Below are 13,498 nucleotides of genomic sequence, written 5' to 3' on the forward strand. Positions count from 1 at the left end.
CCGGCGGGCATGTCATCCGGGCATGGACTCCAGCGCCTCCCGGGCCATCCCGAGCCCGTCCGGGCAGTCATACCGGACGGCCAGATCGGCCTGTACGGCCCAGCGCAGCCGCAACAGCACCGGCAGGGCGGCCTCCATCTCGTCGGCGCCGACCGGCCCGGCCGCCAGATAGCCGTCCAGGAACTCGCCGGCATGCTCGGCCCCACCCGCGTAGGCGACCGCGGCGGCCACGTCGTGGACCAGCGGCCCGGTCCCGCCGGCCCCGCAGAAGAGCAGGCCGGACCGGCCGGTCGCCGGATCGAGCAGGAACATCTCCGGCGCGGGGTCGCCGTGCAGCACCCCGGAGGTGAGGTGGTCGGTCACGGTGAGCCGGGTGGCGGCGGTGAGCGCGGCGGCCACCGCCTCGCGGAGCCAGGGCTCCGCATCGAGGTGCGAGGCGTCCGGGTCGAGAGGCTGCCAGGGCCGCAGGCCGGGGTGCCGGAAACCGTGGAGAGCACGGTGTACGGCACCCAGGCGCTCCCCCCACCACTGCTGGTCGACCGGGTCCCGCCCGTCGAGACGCCGGCCCGGTATGCGGCGCAGGACGGCGAGCGCGCCGTACGGGGTGGCCACGGTGAGGGCCCCGCCGAGGGTGCGGACCGGCTCGCCCGCGTCGATCCGGCGCCGGCGCAGGTGCATCGCGGCCGCGAGCCCGCCCTCCATCCGATGCCGCCAGCCGATCTCGACCAGGCGTGCCACGTAGGTCACGGCGCCCGCGACGAACTCCCAGCCGCGCGACATCAGAGTCAGCGGGAGTTCGATCAGCTCCGATGGGAGGAGGTGCCACTGGTCGCGCAGAGTCGATCGAAGAAAGTCATCATCCGGCACCGCGGGATTATCTCGACACTTGGCACCAATGCGACGGACAGACAGGGCGACAGTGACTCAGAGAGATTGACGGTTTACAGAACGCTACCGAAGGGACATGATCGTACGAGGCGAGCTTCAATGTCCGTTTTGAAAATGGCGTTCGGAGCACGCTTCGTGCTAAGAGTGATCGTTCGCGTCGTGGGGCCGGCGCCGTCGGCCGTCGGCGTGTCCTCACCGGGGGAGGGGATAGCGCCGTGGACCATCGCATGCCGGATCCCGGCGACGCGCTCACCGGTGTGGACATGTTCGCCGGTCTGGAGCCAGAGGTGCGCCAGCGTGTCATCGCCGCTGCCGTCCCACGCCACTACCGCAAGGGCCAGATCCTCTTCGTCGAGCACGACCCCGGCGACTCGCTGATCATCATGAAGCGGGGCGCCGTCGCCGTGTTCCGGACCGCCCCGACCGGCGAGCGGGCCGTTCTCACCGTGGTCCGCCCACCCGACGTGCTCGGCGAGGTGTCCCTGCTGGACGCCTCCACCCGCAGCGCCTCCGCCGAGGCCATCGAGGACTCGCAGGCACTGTCGCTGTCGCGGGTCGCCTTCATGGAGCTGGTGCACTCCAACCCGCGCATCCTCGACGCGGTGATGCGCTCGGTCGGCGGCCTGATCCGCCGGCTCACCGAGCAGAACGCGGATCACGTCTTCCTCGACCTGCCCGGCCGGGTGGCCAAGACGCTGGTCCGGCTCTCCGGCGAGAGCCAGGCGCCGATGATCACCATCGAGCTCAACCAGAGCCAGCTCGCCGAGATGGCCGGCGGCTCCCGGCAGAGCGTCAACCAGGCGATCGGCTCCTTCGCGAGCCGCGGCTGGCTGCGCACCGAGGGCCGGCGCATCGTCGTCACCGATGTGCAGGCCCTGCGCCGCCGCGCCGGGATGACCGGCTAGGCCGCCGCCTTGAGGGTCGACGCGTAGACGTCGACGTACTCCCGGCCGGAGAGGGCCATCAACTCGTACATGATCTCGTCGGTGATCGCGCGCTCGACGAAGCGGTCGCCGCGCTGGTCGGCGTAGCGGGAGAAGTCGAGCGGCTGACCGATTCTGATCCGAACCCGCTTGACCGTGGGGATCAGGGTGCCGGTCGGCTGGATCTCGTCGGTGTTCAGCAGGGCCACCGGGACGACCGGGGCGCCGCTCTCCAGGGCCAGCCGGGCCACACCGGTCTTGCCGCGGTAGAGCCGCCCGTCCGGCGAGCGGGTGCCCTCCGGATAGATGCCGGCGACATTTCCCTCCCGCAGCACCCGCAGCAGCGTGTCCAGAGCCGCCTGGGCCGCCTCGCCACCCGAACGGTCCACCGGGATCGTCCCCGCGCCGGTGAAGAACATCCGCGAGAACCAGCCCTTGATCCCCTTGCCGGTGAAGTATTCGGCCTTGGCGACGAAGGTCACTTTCCGCCGCATGATCAGCGGGGTGAAGATCGAGTCCGAGAACGAGAGGTGGTTGCAGGCGAGAATGACCGGACCCGACCGGGGCACGTGATGAAGGCCCTCCACCTTGGGGCGGAAGACGAGCTTCAGCACCGGTCCGAGAACCACCAACTTCAGCAGCCAGTAGAACACTGACGTCCTTTCGACGGATGCCACCGTGCGTTTGGGGCGACAGGAAGCGTACGAAGCGGGAGCGGCGCGCCACAACGCACTCCCGCAACGGGCGCCTGCCGTGTCACCATTCAAGGCACGGTCGGCAAGGGGGTGTGCATCGGTGACAGCGGGTGGCGCCCGTCGCGGGCGGCGCGACAACGGGCTCGACGCCGCCGACTTCGCGGCGGCGGGAGATGTCGATCCACGTATCGGCGAGCATCTGCTCGACGTGCTCGCGGCCGGCGGCATAGCGGCGTACCTTCAGCCGACGGCCGACCTCAACCCGGTCCTGCGGGCGACGACGCTGCCGGCGCGTCCGGTGGATCGGCTGTTCGTGGACCGTACCCATCTGGAGACCGCCAAGGAGCACCTGCAGAAGGTGACCGGCGGAGCTCCGCCCACCCCGCCGGCGCCGCCGGCGCCCACCCCGAAGCCGCAGGCCGAGGTGGACGAGGAGTGGGCCAAGATCATCGCAGGGTTCCACACGACCGTCGACGCGGAGACGACACCGTGGCCGGCCGCCGAGGACGACCCCGGCCCGCCGCCCCCGCCGATCCGCTCGACCACCGAGGAGGGCACGCCGCACAACCGGCGGCGCACCGACCCGAAGGACGAGCCGTCGATCCTCTACGGCCTCGACACGTTCGGCGCCGATCTGCCCGCTGAGGACGACGAGGAGGAGCGGTATGTGCCGCCCCCTCCCCCGCCCCTGCCGCGCATCTCGAAATACACGGTGGCGGCTCTGCTGGGCGTGGCGGCCGGTTTCGTGCTGTTCCTCTTCCCCGAGCTGATTCCGGTCGACCGGGATCTGGTCACCTTCTTCGGTTTCGCCGCGATCATCGCCGGGGCGGCCACGCTGGTCTGGCGGCTGCGGTCCGGCGACGACGACGACGAATTCGACGACGGCGCCGTCGTATAGACAGATGTTGGTGTCTGGGCAGTAACCTACGGTGATGCGTCAGAGTTCGCTCGTCGTCGTCGCCAACCGCCTGCCCCTCGATGACAGCGCCGCCCCGGACGGCGCCTGCGAGTGGCGCCGCAGCCCAGGCGGCCTGGCCAGCGCCCTGCACGCGATCCTCGAGCAGACCCCGGCCACCTGGGTCGGCTGGGCCGGTGGGGTGGGCCCGACACCACCCCTGCCCGACCTCGGCAGCCTGCGGTTACGGCCCGTGTCACTGACCGAGGAGGAGCTGCGCGGCTACTACGAGGGGTTCGCCAACTCGACCCTGTGGCCGCTCTATCACGACGCCGTGCAGCAGCCCGTCTTCGACCGCGGCTGGTGGGAGACGTACCGGTCGGTCAACCAGCGGTTCGCCGAGGCCGCCGCCGAGGTGGCCGAGCCGGGCGCCGCCGTCTGGGTGCAGGACTACCACCTCCAACTCGTCCCGCAGATGCTCCGGGAGCTGCGGCCCGACCTGCTGATCGGCTTCTTCCTGCACGTGCCGTTCCCACCGCCGGAGCTGTACATGCAGCTGCCCCGGCGGGTCGAGCTGCTGCGCGGGATGCTCGGCGCCGACCTGGTCGGCTTCCAGCGGGAGCAGGCCGCGCACAACGTGGCCCAGCTGGCCAAGAAGCTGCTCCGGGTGGCCGCCACCGACCACGCCATCACGGTGGACGGGCGGACCGTACGCGCCGGGGCGTTCCCGGTCTCCATCGACGTCGCCGAGATGCGGGCGCTGGCCACCCGCCCGGACGTGGTCACCCAGTCCCGGCAGCTGCGGCACGACCTCGGCCAGCCGAAACGGGTGCTGCTCAGCGTCGACCGGCTCGACTGGACCAAGGGCATCGAGCACCGGCTCACGGCGTACAGCGAGTTGCTGCGGGACGGGTTCGTGAAGGTGCGCGACACGGTGATGGTGCAGGTGGCGGTGCCCAGCCGGGAGCGGGTGGAGAGCTACCGCGGCCTGCGTGACCGGATCGAGGGCGAGGTCGGCCGGATCAACGGCGAGTACGGCCGGGTCGGCGAGCCCGCCATCCACTACCTCAACCAGCCGTTCGCGCGGGCCGAGCTGGCCGCCCTCTACCAGACCGCCGACGTCATGGTGGTGACCCCGCTGCGGGACGGGATGAACCTGGTGGCCAAGGAGTTCGTGGCGGCCCGGGAGGACGGCGCGGGCGCGCTGGTGCTCAGCGAGTTCGCCGGGGCGGCCGCCGAGCTGGAGCAGGCGTTCCTGGTGAACCCGCACGACGTGGACGGGCTCAAGGCGACCCTGCTGCAGGCCATGGAGGCGGACAGCGCCGACCTGACCGCCCGGATGACGGCCATGCGGCGGCACCTGGCCCGGCACGACATCATGGCGTGGGCGCGCGCCTACCTGACCGCGCTGGACCACACCGGCCGGCTCGCCGAGCGGCTGCCCCCGTCAGCCCGCCGGCGGTAACTCCTTGTCCAGCCAGTCCAGGATCGCGTCGATCGGCTCGGCCCAGCTCGTCTCCAGCATCAGGTAGTGCCCCATGCCGGGGAAGAGCAGCGGCGCGCCGCCGTACCGGGCGGCCGCCCGGTCCAGGGCCTGCCGCGGCACCACCCGGTCGTCGGGGCTGCCCACCACCAGCGTGGGCGGCCCGCCGACCGGCTCCGGCAGCGTGTCCCGGGAGAACAGCTCGGCCCGCGGCCGGGCGCCGATCCGCTCCAGGTGCGCGGCCGCCTCCTCGGCCGGGAGGTCCGGCCCGAACAGCTGCCGCCCGGAGAAGGTGAGCCGCCCGCCGAACAGGGCCGGCACGGTCCCGGCCGGGTTGCTGCGCAGCGCGGCGCCCAGGGCCGCCCAGCCGTCCAGCACCGGGGCGATCAGGACCGCCGCCCGGGCCGGGTAACGGCCCAGCGCGCGGGCCACCACGCGGCTCCCGGTGCCGTGGCCGATCAGCACGGCCTGGCGCGGCAGCGACGCCGCCGTCTGCACCACGTCGTGCGCCTGGGCCCGCAGGTCGCCACCGGGACGCGGGTTGACCGCGTGGGCCGGGAAACCACGGCCCGCGGCGTGCCCGATCCAGTGCTCGGCGAACGCCCAGGCGCCGTGACCCAGGCCGGGCACGAACAGCAGCGGCGGACGGCCCCGGTCGTCGTCGGGCAGCTGGGAGACGACCTCCCGCTCGGCCGCCGGCACCGGGTCCGACCAGTCCTCGAAACGCAGCAACTCGCTCACTTGCTCGACTCCATGCGGTGCAGCAGGCTCTCCACGGCCTTCAGGTACTCGACGTGGTCGACCTCGAACCAGTGCCGCTGCGTCGGCACGACCTTCCGGCGCGACCAGGACGCCAGCGGGCGCTGTGACTCCTCCTTCTGCACCTCGGCGGCCTTCTCCGGGGCGGTGGCGCGCAGCCGCAGCCAGCGGGCCACCGCGACGCTCTGCCAGTGCGCCAGCGGGAGCAGCCCGGCGTTCGGCTGGACCAGCCCGACCACGGCGAGCGTCGGGTGCTTGCGGGCGAACGCGTGCAGGTGCAGGTCGGGACGGCCGTCGGCGTCGATGTCGAGCACCTCGGGGGCGACGAAGTCGAACCGCGGGCGGTAACCGGTCGCGGTGATCACCAGCTCCGGCTCGATCCGCCGGCCGTCGGCCAGCTCCACCGACGCGCCGTCGTAGCGGGTCACGTCCGGCACCGCCTCGATCCGGCCGTGTCCTAGGTAGTGCGGCAGCAGGCCGTTGACGATCGGGTGGCTCTCCAGCGGGGCGTGGTCCGGCGCGGCGACACCCCACCGGGTCAGATCCGCGGCGGTACGGCGCAGCCGGCGATCCCGCAGCCACGCCGGGGCCCTGCGGTGGTAGACCTGGTCGGCCGGGCGGTTGCCGAGGTATTTCGGGAAGTGCCAGTAACCGCGCCGCGTCGAGTGCCACACCCGGGTCGCGTGCTGGGCCGCCTCGACCGCGATGTCGCAGCCGGTGTTGCCGCCGCCGATCACCAGCACCCGGCGGTTGCGCAGCCGGGACGGCTCCTTGTACGCGCTCGCGTGGATCACCTGGCCGGCGAAGTCGCCCGGGATCTCCGGCGTGACCGGCGCCCAGTTGTGCCCGTTGGCGATCACCACGGCGGCGTAGCGCTGCACCCGGGACGTGCCGCCGCCGGTCGACTTGATCGTCACGTCCCAGCGGCCCTCGCCGGCCGGGACGATCGACGTGACCTCCATGCCGTACCAGATGTGCTCGCCCAGCCCGAAGTGCTTCGCGTAGCGCTCCAGATACTCGAGCATCTGACTGTGGTGCGGATAGTCGGGCCACGTGTCGGGCATCGGGAAGTCGGGGAACTCGGTGAGCGGCCGGGACGAGATCAGATGGGCGCCGGCATAGACCGGGCTGCGGTCGTGCCGCCAGTTCCACGCGCCGCCGACCGAGGTCTCACGCTCGTAGCAGTCGACCGCGAAGCCCAGCTCACGCAGGTTCTTGAGGGCGGTCAGGCCGCTGGCGCCGGCGCCGACAACGCAGACGGCGTCGCCACGGTCTCCGAGGTCCGGGGAGTCTTGCACCCGGCGATCCTCGCAGACGGCGAGCCTAGGAGGAAGGGAGCAAAAGGTCCGCGACGATCGGTAGATGATCACTCGCGACGCGGGCCCGATCGGTCGAGATGATCTCGTAACGTTCGATGGTCACGTCGGGGCTGACGAAGAGCGCGTCGATACGCCGGCTGGGCGCGCCCGCCGGAAAGGTGGCCACGTCGTCGCCGGAGCCGGACAGCCCGTCCTCGACCGTCCGCCAGGCGCCGCCGCCCGGCCCCTCGTTGAGGTCGGCGGCCACGATCAGCGGCCCGCTGAGCGTGTCCAGCTCCGTCTTCCAGTGCTGGGCCTGGGACGGCCGCTCGGCGGCGTCGGTGGCCAGATGCGAGCCGGAGACGGTGAACGTGGCGCCCCGCACCGCGCCCTCGGCGAAGACGGCGCCCCGCAGGTGCCGGCCCGGGGTGAGCGGGTAGCGCATGCACCAGGTACGGCGGACCGCCACCCGCAGGCTGACCAGCAGTAGGTTGCCCAGCGACGGCAGCCCGCCGGCGGCCACCACCAGGCCGGTCTCCGAGGCCAGCGCGGCGCATTTCTGCCGCCATCGGAAGCGGCGTGGCGCCTCCTGCACGACGAGGACGTCCGGGGCCAGGTCACGGACCAGGGCGCCGAGCGCCGCACGATCGTCCCGCAACCCGTGGACGTTGTAGCTGACCACCCGCAGCGGAACCCCGGACATCCCCGGCCGCCTCAGCCGCGCCGGGCGAGGTCGGCCGCGCCCACCACACCGGCGGCGTTGCCCATCCGGGCGGCGTGGATCTCGGCCACCGGGAAACGGTCCCGGTTGGCGAGCTGATCGCGGTACGTCCGTTCGAGCGGCCCCATCAGCAGCGGCCCCGCGTCGATCACACCGCCGCCGATCACCATGATCTGCGGGTCCAGGCTCTGCGCCAGGTCGGCCAGCGCCACCCCGAGCCAGTAGCCGACCTGGGCGAAGGCGTCCATCGCGACCCCGTCCCCGGACCGGGCCGCCTCGGTGATCTGCCGGCCGGTGATCGCCAGGGCGTCGCCGCCGGCCAGCTCCAGCAGTTTCCCGGCCCGCTCCGGCTCCTGCCGCGCGCCGGCCCGGCCGAACCGGACCAGGGCGTTGCCGCTCGCATACTGCTCCAGGCAGCCCAGCCGGCCGCAGCCGCACGGATGCCCGTCCGGCACCGACTGGATGTGGCCCAGCTCCGCGGCGATGCCGTTGGCGCCGCGCCACAGGTTGCCGTTGACCACGATCGCGCCGCCGATGCCGGTGCCCACGGTGATCATCACCATCGACTCGGCCTGCTTGCCGACCCCGAACCGGAACTCCGCCCAGGCCGCCACGTTGGCGTCGTTGTCCAGCACGACGGGCAGGCCGGTCGCCTTGCTCACGTAGTCGCGCAGCGGCTCGTCACGCCACGCCAGGTTCGGCGCGAACAGCACGGTCGAGCCGGTGGCGTCGATCCACGCGGCGGCGCCGATCCCGATCGCGGTCGCCTGCGGGTACTGCTCCACCAGCTCGGCGGCCACCTCGACGATCGTGTCCCGGGTGCCGGCCGGATCGTCCGCCGGCGTCGGCCGCCGGTTCGACGCGAGCACGTTGCCCAGCTCGTCGACGACACCACCGGCGACCTTGGTGCCGCCGACGTCGATTCCGATGGTCAGCGTCACGCTGCCCGTCCCCTCTGCAAACAGTTACACCGCGGCGCCGGGGCGGGCGTCGTCGCCCTGGCCCGGCTCACGGTCCTCGGACGCCGAAGCGCCCAGCTCATGATCCACGCTACGGGGTTCGGCGGCGTCGTCTGCGGCCACCTCCGACCCGCCCCGCCGGGAATCCGGACCCGGCACCGAGCCCGGAGCCGCGGCCGATGCCGGAGCCGCGGCAGGAGCCGGAGGCGCGGCGGACGCCGAAGCCGAAGTCTCGGCCGATTCCGATGCCGGAGCCGATTCCGATGCCGGAGCCGATACCGAAGCCGAAGCCGATACCGAAGCCGAAGCCGATACCGAAGCCGATACCGAAGCCGGAGCCGATACCGAAGCCGGAGCCGATACCGAAGGCGGAGCCGATACCGATGCCGGAGCCGATGCCGAAGGCGTGGCGGACGCCGAAGCCGGAGCCGATGCCGAAGGCGTGGCGGACGCCGAAGCCGGAGCCGTCGTCGTAGCCGTGGCCATGGCCCACACGTCGCCACCTGCCCGGGAGCCGCCGTCGCCGCTCCCCCGAGATGCTCCCGCGGGCGGCCGCTGACCCCCATGGCCGGAAGTCCCGGCCGCACGGGCCTTGGCCTGCTCGACCGCCCGGGCCACCGCCTCCTCGGCCGCGGCCGCGCGGGCCCGGGCCGCCTCGGCGGCCGCACGGGCGTCGGCGGCGCTGGCCGCCGCCCAGGGATCGCCGCCGGCGTCGGGCGCGGGTGGCTCGTCGTCGACGTGGGTCGCGGCGGCCCAGGCCCGGTCCGGTGCGGCGGGCGCGGGACGGCTGCGCGGCGCCGGCGGACGGGGACGCTCGGCGGTCATCGAGGAGAAGGCGCGCATCAGCCCGGCCACCCCGCTGGCGATCTCGCCGGCGCTGGCGGCGAGCCGCTCGGCGGTCTCTGGGCTGGGGTCGCGCACCGCCGCGATCGCCTTGCAGACCGGGCAGACGCAGCACTCGGCGCTGCCGGTGGACAGGTCGTCGCGGCCGAGCACACCGATCAGGCCGGCGACCGACTCACCCAGGAGGCCGAATCCGTCCCCGGACGTGTGACCACCCGCCGAGGTCCGGGCGAGGATCGCCGCGACGAGCCGCTCGGCCTCCTCCCGAGCTGAACCGGGCATCTCCGCTCCCCTCGGCCGGCGGCTCAGGCCGCGGGCAGGCTCTCGACGCGGCGCTTGAGCTCCTTCAGCGCCGTATCCATGATCATTTTCTCGGCCTTGCGGCGGAACATCCCCAGCATTCCGATCGCGAGATCCACCGCAAGGGTGTACGTCACGGTGGTCTCCCCGCCGGCGGTCTCCACCAGGTCATAGGAGCCCTCCTGGGAGCGCTGCGTCTTAGACGGCTCGACCAGGCTCCACTCGATCCGGGACAGATCGTCGGCGTACGCGTACTCCAACGTGTACTCGTCGATCAGCACCGTCGCGTCGATCTGGAACCGCACCTGCGCGGCGTAACCGTCCTCGTACTCCTCGAGGACCTCCACCCGCTTTATCGACTCCGCCCACTCCGGATAGCGCGCGAAGTCGCAGATCACCGCCGCGACCCGGGCCAGGGGCGCATGGACCTGAATCGACTGTGTCGAGGTGTCCGCCATGACCGCGAGGCTACCCGCCGGGCACGACGGATCGCGCGGCCGGGGCGGCGCCCGCACGGGGTCCGTCGCACACGTGACACCCGGCCGGGCAGCGCACCGACGAGCCGATGTCGGTCCCTCCCGCTACCATCCGTCACGTGCCAGCCCTCGCCAGTGGTCCCGCGCGCATTCGCCCGGCCGAAGCCGCGGCCCGTGCCGTCATGCTCGTGCTGGTCGCCGCCCTGACCTACGCCGTCACCGGCAGTGTCGCCCAGCTCGCCTGGATCGCCCTCCTGGCGGTCGCGGCGGCGCCCTCCTTCCTGGCCCGCGGCCACGCCGTGCTGGCTCCGCTCGGGCGCTTCGGCGAGGTCGTGGTGGCCTGCCTGGCGGCCGGCTCGGTCGCGCACGCGGCCGACGCCATCGGGCGGGTGAACGGGGGCTTCGGCTCCGAGGCGGTGCTGCCCTATCTCGCCGTGCCGCTGCTCACCGCGGCCCTGCGGCGCCGCCAGACCGAGGGCATCGCGCTGCTCGGCGCGGCGGCCGTCACCATGGCGGTCAGCGGGTTCGCGTTCCGCACCATGGACCAGGGCTACTACGCGGTCTGCGCCCAGTGGCTGGTGCAGGGCGCGATCATCACGTTCGCCACCGAGACGATGCGGCAGTTGCTGCAGCCACCCGACCCGACCCCGCAGCCCTACGCGGAGGCCACCCGGCTGCTGACCCAGTTGCGCAGCGTGGCCCGCTCGCTGCCGGGCGCCACCCTCGACCCGGGCGGCATCTCCGAGCACCTGCTCGAGGAGCTGCGAGTGGTCGCTCCGGGCCACCGGGCGGCGGTGCTGTCGGCCAGCGGCGGCGGGCGGCTGGTGGTGCTCGCGCAGACCGGGGCCGAGCGGGTCGACTGGGAGACCACGCTCGACGCCGACTCGGGCATCGCCGACGCGTGGGCCACCCAGCAGCCACAGACGGCGAGCCGCTCCCAGGCGCGCAGCCACCAGGGGGGCGACGTGTCCTCGCTGGTGGTGCCACTGGTCGCCGGGGTGCGGACGATCGGGCTGGTCATCCTGGAGACGGACGCCTCAGGGGCGTACCCGTCCTCGGTGGTCCAGGCGGTGACCGAGGTGACCGGCCCGGCCTCGCTGCGGCTGGAGGCCGCCCTGCTCTTCGACGACGTGCGCTCGCTGGCCACCAACGAGGAGCGCCAGCGCCTGGCGCGGGAGATCCACGACGGCGTGGCGCAGGAGCTGGTGATGGTCGGCTACGGCATCGACAACGCGCAGGCGACGCTGCCGGAGGGCGCCGAGGAGACCGCCGAGGAGTTGCGCACGCTGCGGGCCGAGGTGACCCGGGTGATCACCGAGCTGCGGCTGAGCCTGTTCGAGCTGCGCTCCGAGGTCGACCGCAACGGCGGCCTGGCCGCGGCCATCGCGGAGTATGCGCGGACCCTGGGCACCAGCGCCGGGCTACGGGTGCACTTCACCTTCGACGAGTCGACGGCCCGGCTGCCGGCCGCGACCGAGGCCGAGCTGCTGCGGATCGCCCAGGAGGCGATCACCAACGCGCGCAAGCACGCCGGCGCGTCGAACCTGTGGGTGACCTGCACCGTCGACCCGCCGTATGCGGAGATCGAGGTGTCCGACGACGGCAAGGGGTTCGCGGACACGCGACCTGACGGCCGTTACGGCCTTACCATCATGGCGGAACGTGCCGAACGCATCCGAGGCCGTCTCCGGATCACGCCGCGACACCCCAGCGGGACAACCGTCGCTGTAGTGCTCGGAACACCGCCTCGGCGCGATAGCGTGCGGGATAGCGTTTCAGCTCCAGAAGGGGAGTAACCCGAGCATGTCGACCAGTCCTGCGCCGACGACGCGCACCAAGGTCCTCCTTGTCGACGATCACGACCTGATCCGTAAGGGGCTGCGACACGCATTCGAGCGCGACCGTCAGTTCGAGGTCGTCGGCGAGGCCGCCACGGCGGCGGAGGCGGTGCGCCAGGCCGGCGCCCTGCAGCCGGATGTCGTGATCATGGACCTGCGCCTGCCCGACGGCAGTGGCCTGGAGGCCACCCGCGCCCTGCGGAAGAACAACGCGAACATGGGCATCGTGGTCCTGACCATGTATGCGGGCGACGATCAGCTCTTCGGCGCTCTCGAGGCCGGGGCCAGCGCGTTCGTGCCCAAGACGGCCCCGGCGGACGAGGTCGTGGCGGCCGCCCGGCACGCCGCGTCGGCGCCCAGCGCGTTCACCGCGGCCGATCTGGCCGAGGCCATGAAGCGCCGTCTCGCCCCGTCCGGCCCGCAGCTCTCGCCCCGCGAGGGTCAGGTGCTGCGGCTGCTCGCCGACGGCATGAGTGTCGCCGGCATCGCCAAGCAGTTGTTCGTGTCGGAGTCGACGGCGAAGACCCACATCTCGAAGCTCTACGAGAAGCTGGGTGCGGCCAACCGGGCGCAAGCGCTCATGACCGCGCTCCGGCTGGGTCTGCTGGAAGCGCCGGACGCTCCCAAGTTCTAGACATCCTCGACAGATTCGGCGTTTCTGTATTTCGGACGCCGAATCAGGATATAAGCCGCGTAGCGCCGGCAGAGCCCGGAGGCTGCGTCGAGAAACGCGGCGAGCAGCCCGAGAAGCTGCCGCCGCGATGGTGGCTGCGGTCCCACCGATGAGGTGACCCACGGCGGAGACGGCCAGGAAGGTGAGCCCGCGAGCCGGGTGAGCCGCACGGGGGCGGCCGTCACTCCTCCAGGGCGAGCAGGACCTTCCGCAGCAGGTCGTTGAGCTGCTTCAACTCGTCATGGCCGAGCGCGCCGAGGGCCCGCTGATCGACCGCCATGCCCTTGAAGATGTATTTGCTCCACATCTCCCGGCCCTTCTGCGTGGGCTTGACGATCACCCGGCGCCGGTCGACGCCGTCCATCTGGCGCGTGATCAGCCCCGCTTCGTCCAGCCGGTCGAGCCGGCTGGTCATCGCCGCCCGCGTCACGTTCGCCGCTTCGGCCAGCTGCGCCGGGGTCGCCTCGGTCGGCCACGGCTGGACCATCAGCACGTGCAGCGTCTTGTAGTCCTGGACGGTGAACCCCTCGTTGAAGATCGCCAGGTCGGCCCGGTCGATCCACCGCTGGATGTGCTTCATCCGCACCAGTGCGCCCTCGACCTCGGGCGCGAAGGCCGGCTCGTTCTTCCAGAAACTCGACCACCGGGCCACGTGCTCGTCCACGCTGTCCTCCATGAGCACCAAGTGTGCCACGCCTCTAACTATTAGATTGCCGATAGTTAGACGGTGAACTAGTCTCGGCGACC

At 72.3% G+C, this 13,498-nt stretch carries 15 protein-coding genes; 6 read left to right on the forward strand and 9 right to left on the reverse strand.

Annotated elements, in window-relative coordinates:
- Positions 1-12 precede the first annotated feature (12 nt).
- Positions 13-867 (reverse strand): phosphotransferase enzyme family protein, encoded by an 855-nt coding sequence (locus BM290_RS05820; RefSeq protein WP_093610733.1) that lies wholly within the window; start codon positions 865-867, stop codon positions 13-15.
- Positions 868-1,115: 248 nt separating this feature from the next.
- Between BM290_RS05820 and BM290_RS05825 the strand changes: the two genes are divergently transcribed.
- Entirely contained in the window at positions 1,116-1,793 is a 678-nt protein-coding gene (locus tag BM290_RS05825) for a Crp/Fnr family transcriptional regulator (protein ID WP_373871036.1), read from the forward strand.
- On the opposite strand, the gene BM290_RS05830 is transcribed toward BM290_RS05825, so the two are convergent.
- Positions 1,790-2,464: a lysophospholipid acyltransferase family protein gene (locus BM290_RS05830; protein WP_093610737.1), complete on the reverse strand. Its 675-nt coding sequence runs from the start codon at positions 2,462-2,464 to the stop codon at positions 1,790-1,792. The two genes, BM290_RS05825 and BM290_RS05830, sit on opposite strands and share 4 nt — an antisense overlap.
- Positions 2,465-2,606: 142 nt before the next feature.
- Between BM290_RS05830 and BM290_RS05835 the strand changes: the two genes are divergently transcribed.
- Entirely contained in the window at positions 2,607-3,404 is a 798-nt protein-coding gene (locus tag BM290_RS05835; protein WP_093610739.1) for a hypothetical protein, read from the forward strand.
- 34 nt (positions 3,405-3,438) lie between these two features.
- Complete coding sequence (locus BM290_RS05840) at positions 3,439-4,866, forward strand: alpha,alpha-trehalose-phosphate synthase (UDP-forming) (protein ID WP_093610741.1); 1,428 nt, start codon at positions 3,439-3,441, stop codon at positions 4,864-4,866.
- Here BM290_RS05840 and BM290_RS05845 read toward each other — a convergent pair.
- The 5 genes from BM290_RS05845 to BM290_RS05865 all read right to left on the reverse strand — a co-directional run bounded on the left by BM290_RS05845 (position 4,849) and on the right by BM290_RS05865 (position 9,114).
- Positions 4,849-5,625, reverse strand: a complete 777-nt coding sequence (locus BM290_RS05845; RefSeq protein ID WP_093610743.1) for an alpha/beta hydrolase — start codon at positions 5,623-5,625, stop codon at positions 4,849-4,851. The two genes, BM290_RS05840 and BM290_RS05845, sit on opposite strands and share 18 nt — an antisense overlap.
- Positions 5,622-6,941, reverse strand: coding sequence for a flavin-containing monooxygenase (locus BM290_RS05850; RefSeq protein WP_093610745.1), 1,320 nt, complete (start codon positions 6,939-6,941; stop codon positions 5,622-5,624). Before BM290_RS05850 ends, BM290_RS05845 begins: the two co-directional genes overlap by 4 nt.
- Positions 6,942-6,966: 25 nt before the next feature.
- A complete protein-coding gene (locus tag BM290_RS05855; RefSeq protein ID WP_093610747.1) occupies positions 6,967-7,644 on the reverse strand; it encodes an endonuclease/exonuclease/phosphatase family protein in 678 nt (225 codons plus the stop codon).
- Between the two features lie 11 nt (positions 7,645-7,655).
- Positions 7,656-8,603 carry an ROK family glucokinase gene (locus BM290_RS05860; protein ID WP_093610749.1) on the reverse strand — a complete coding sequence of 316 codons (948 nt, stop codon included), beginning with the start codon at positions 8,601-8,603 and terminating at the stop codon, positions 7,656-7,658.
- A gap of 109 nt (positions 8,604-8,712) precedes the next feature.
- Entirely contained in the window at positions 8,713-9,114 is a 402-nt protein-coding gene (locus tag BM290_RS05865; RefSeq protein WP_093610751.1) for a hypothetical protein, read from the reverse strand.
- A gap of 99 nt (positions 9,115-9,213) precedes the next feature.
- On the opposite strand from BM290_RS05865, the gene BM290_RS48125 reads away from it, so the two are divergent.
- Entirely contained in the window at positions 9,214-9,675 is a 462-nt protein-coding gene (locus BM290_RS48125) for a hypothetical protein (RefSeq protein WP_093610753.1), read from the forward strand.
- A gap of 94 nt (positions 9,676-9,769) precedes the next feature.
- Here BM290_RS48125 and BM290_RS05875 read toward each other — a convergent pair whose 3' ends face one another.
- On the reverse strand, positions 9,770-10,222 hold the full coding sequence (locus BM290_RS05875; RefSeq protein WP_093610755.1) for an SRPBCC family protein: 453 nt from the start codon (positions 10,220-10,222) through the stop codon (positions 9,770-9,772).
- Between the two features lie 137 nt (positions 10,223-10,359).
- On the opposite strand from BM290_RS05875, the gene BM290_RS05880 reads away from it, so the two are divergent.
- Together BM290_RS05880 and BM290_RS05885 are read left to right on the forward strand one after the other, a co-directional pair.
- A complete protein-coding gene (locus BM290_RS05880; protein ID WP_373871033.1) occupies positions 10,360-12,036 on the forward strand; it encodes a sensor histidine kinase in 1,677 nt (558 codons plus the stop codon).
- A 7-nt stretch (positions 12,037-12,043) separates the two neighbouring features.
- Positions 12,044-12,712, forward strand: coding sequence for a response regulator transcription factor (locus tag BM290_RS05885; RefSeq protein WP_014688640.1), 669 nt, complete (start codon positions 12,044-12,046; stop codon positions 12,710-12,712).
- A gap of 220 nt (positions 12,713-12,932) precedes the next feature.
- On the opposite strand, the gene BM290_RS05890 is transcribed toward BM290_RS05885, so the two are convergent.
- Positions 12,933-13,445 (reverse strand): MarR family winged helix-turn-helix transcriptional regulator, encoded by a 513-nt coding sequence (locus tag BM290_RS05890; RefSeq protein ID WP_239143396.1) that lies wholly within the window; start codon positions 13,443-13,445, stop codon positions 12,933-12,935.
- Between the last annotated feature and the right edge of the window lie 53 nt (positions 13,446-13,498).

The sequence above is a fragment of the Actinoplanes philippinensis genome, from assembly GCF_900113015.1.
GTDB classification, from domain to species: domain Bacteria; phylum Actinomycetota; class Actinomycetes; order Mycobacteriales; family Micromonosporaceae; genus Actinoplanes; species Actinoplanes philippinensis.

Excerpts from the sequence above, each read along its gene's own strand:
- BM290_RS05825 (WP_373871036.1), top strand. The coding sequence starts at position 1,116 with ATGCCGGATCCCGGCGACGCGCTCACCGGTGTGGACATGTTCGCCGGT.
- BM290_RS05840 (WP_093610741.1), top strand. The coding sequence starts at position 3,439 with ATGCGTCAGAGTTCGCTCGTCGTCGTCGCCAACCGCCTGCCCCTCGAT.
- BM290_RS05855 (WP_093610747.1), bottom strand. The coding sequence starts at position 7,644 with ATGTCCGGGGTTCCGCTGCGGGTGGTCAGCTACAACGTCCACGGGTTG.
- BM290_RS05875 (WP_093610755.1), bottom strand. The coding sequence starts at position 10,222 with ATGGCGGACACCTCGACACAGTCGATTCAGGTCCATGCGCCCCTGGCC.
- BM290_RS05885 (WP_014688640.1), top strand. The coding sequence starts at position 12,044 with ATGTCGACCAGTCCTGCGCCGACGACGCGCACCAAGGTCCTCCTTGTC.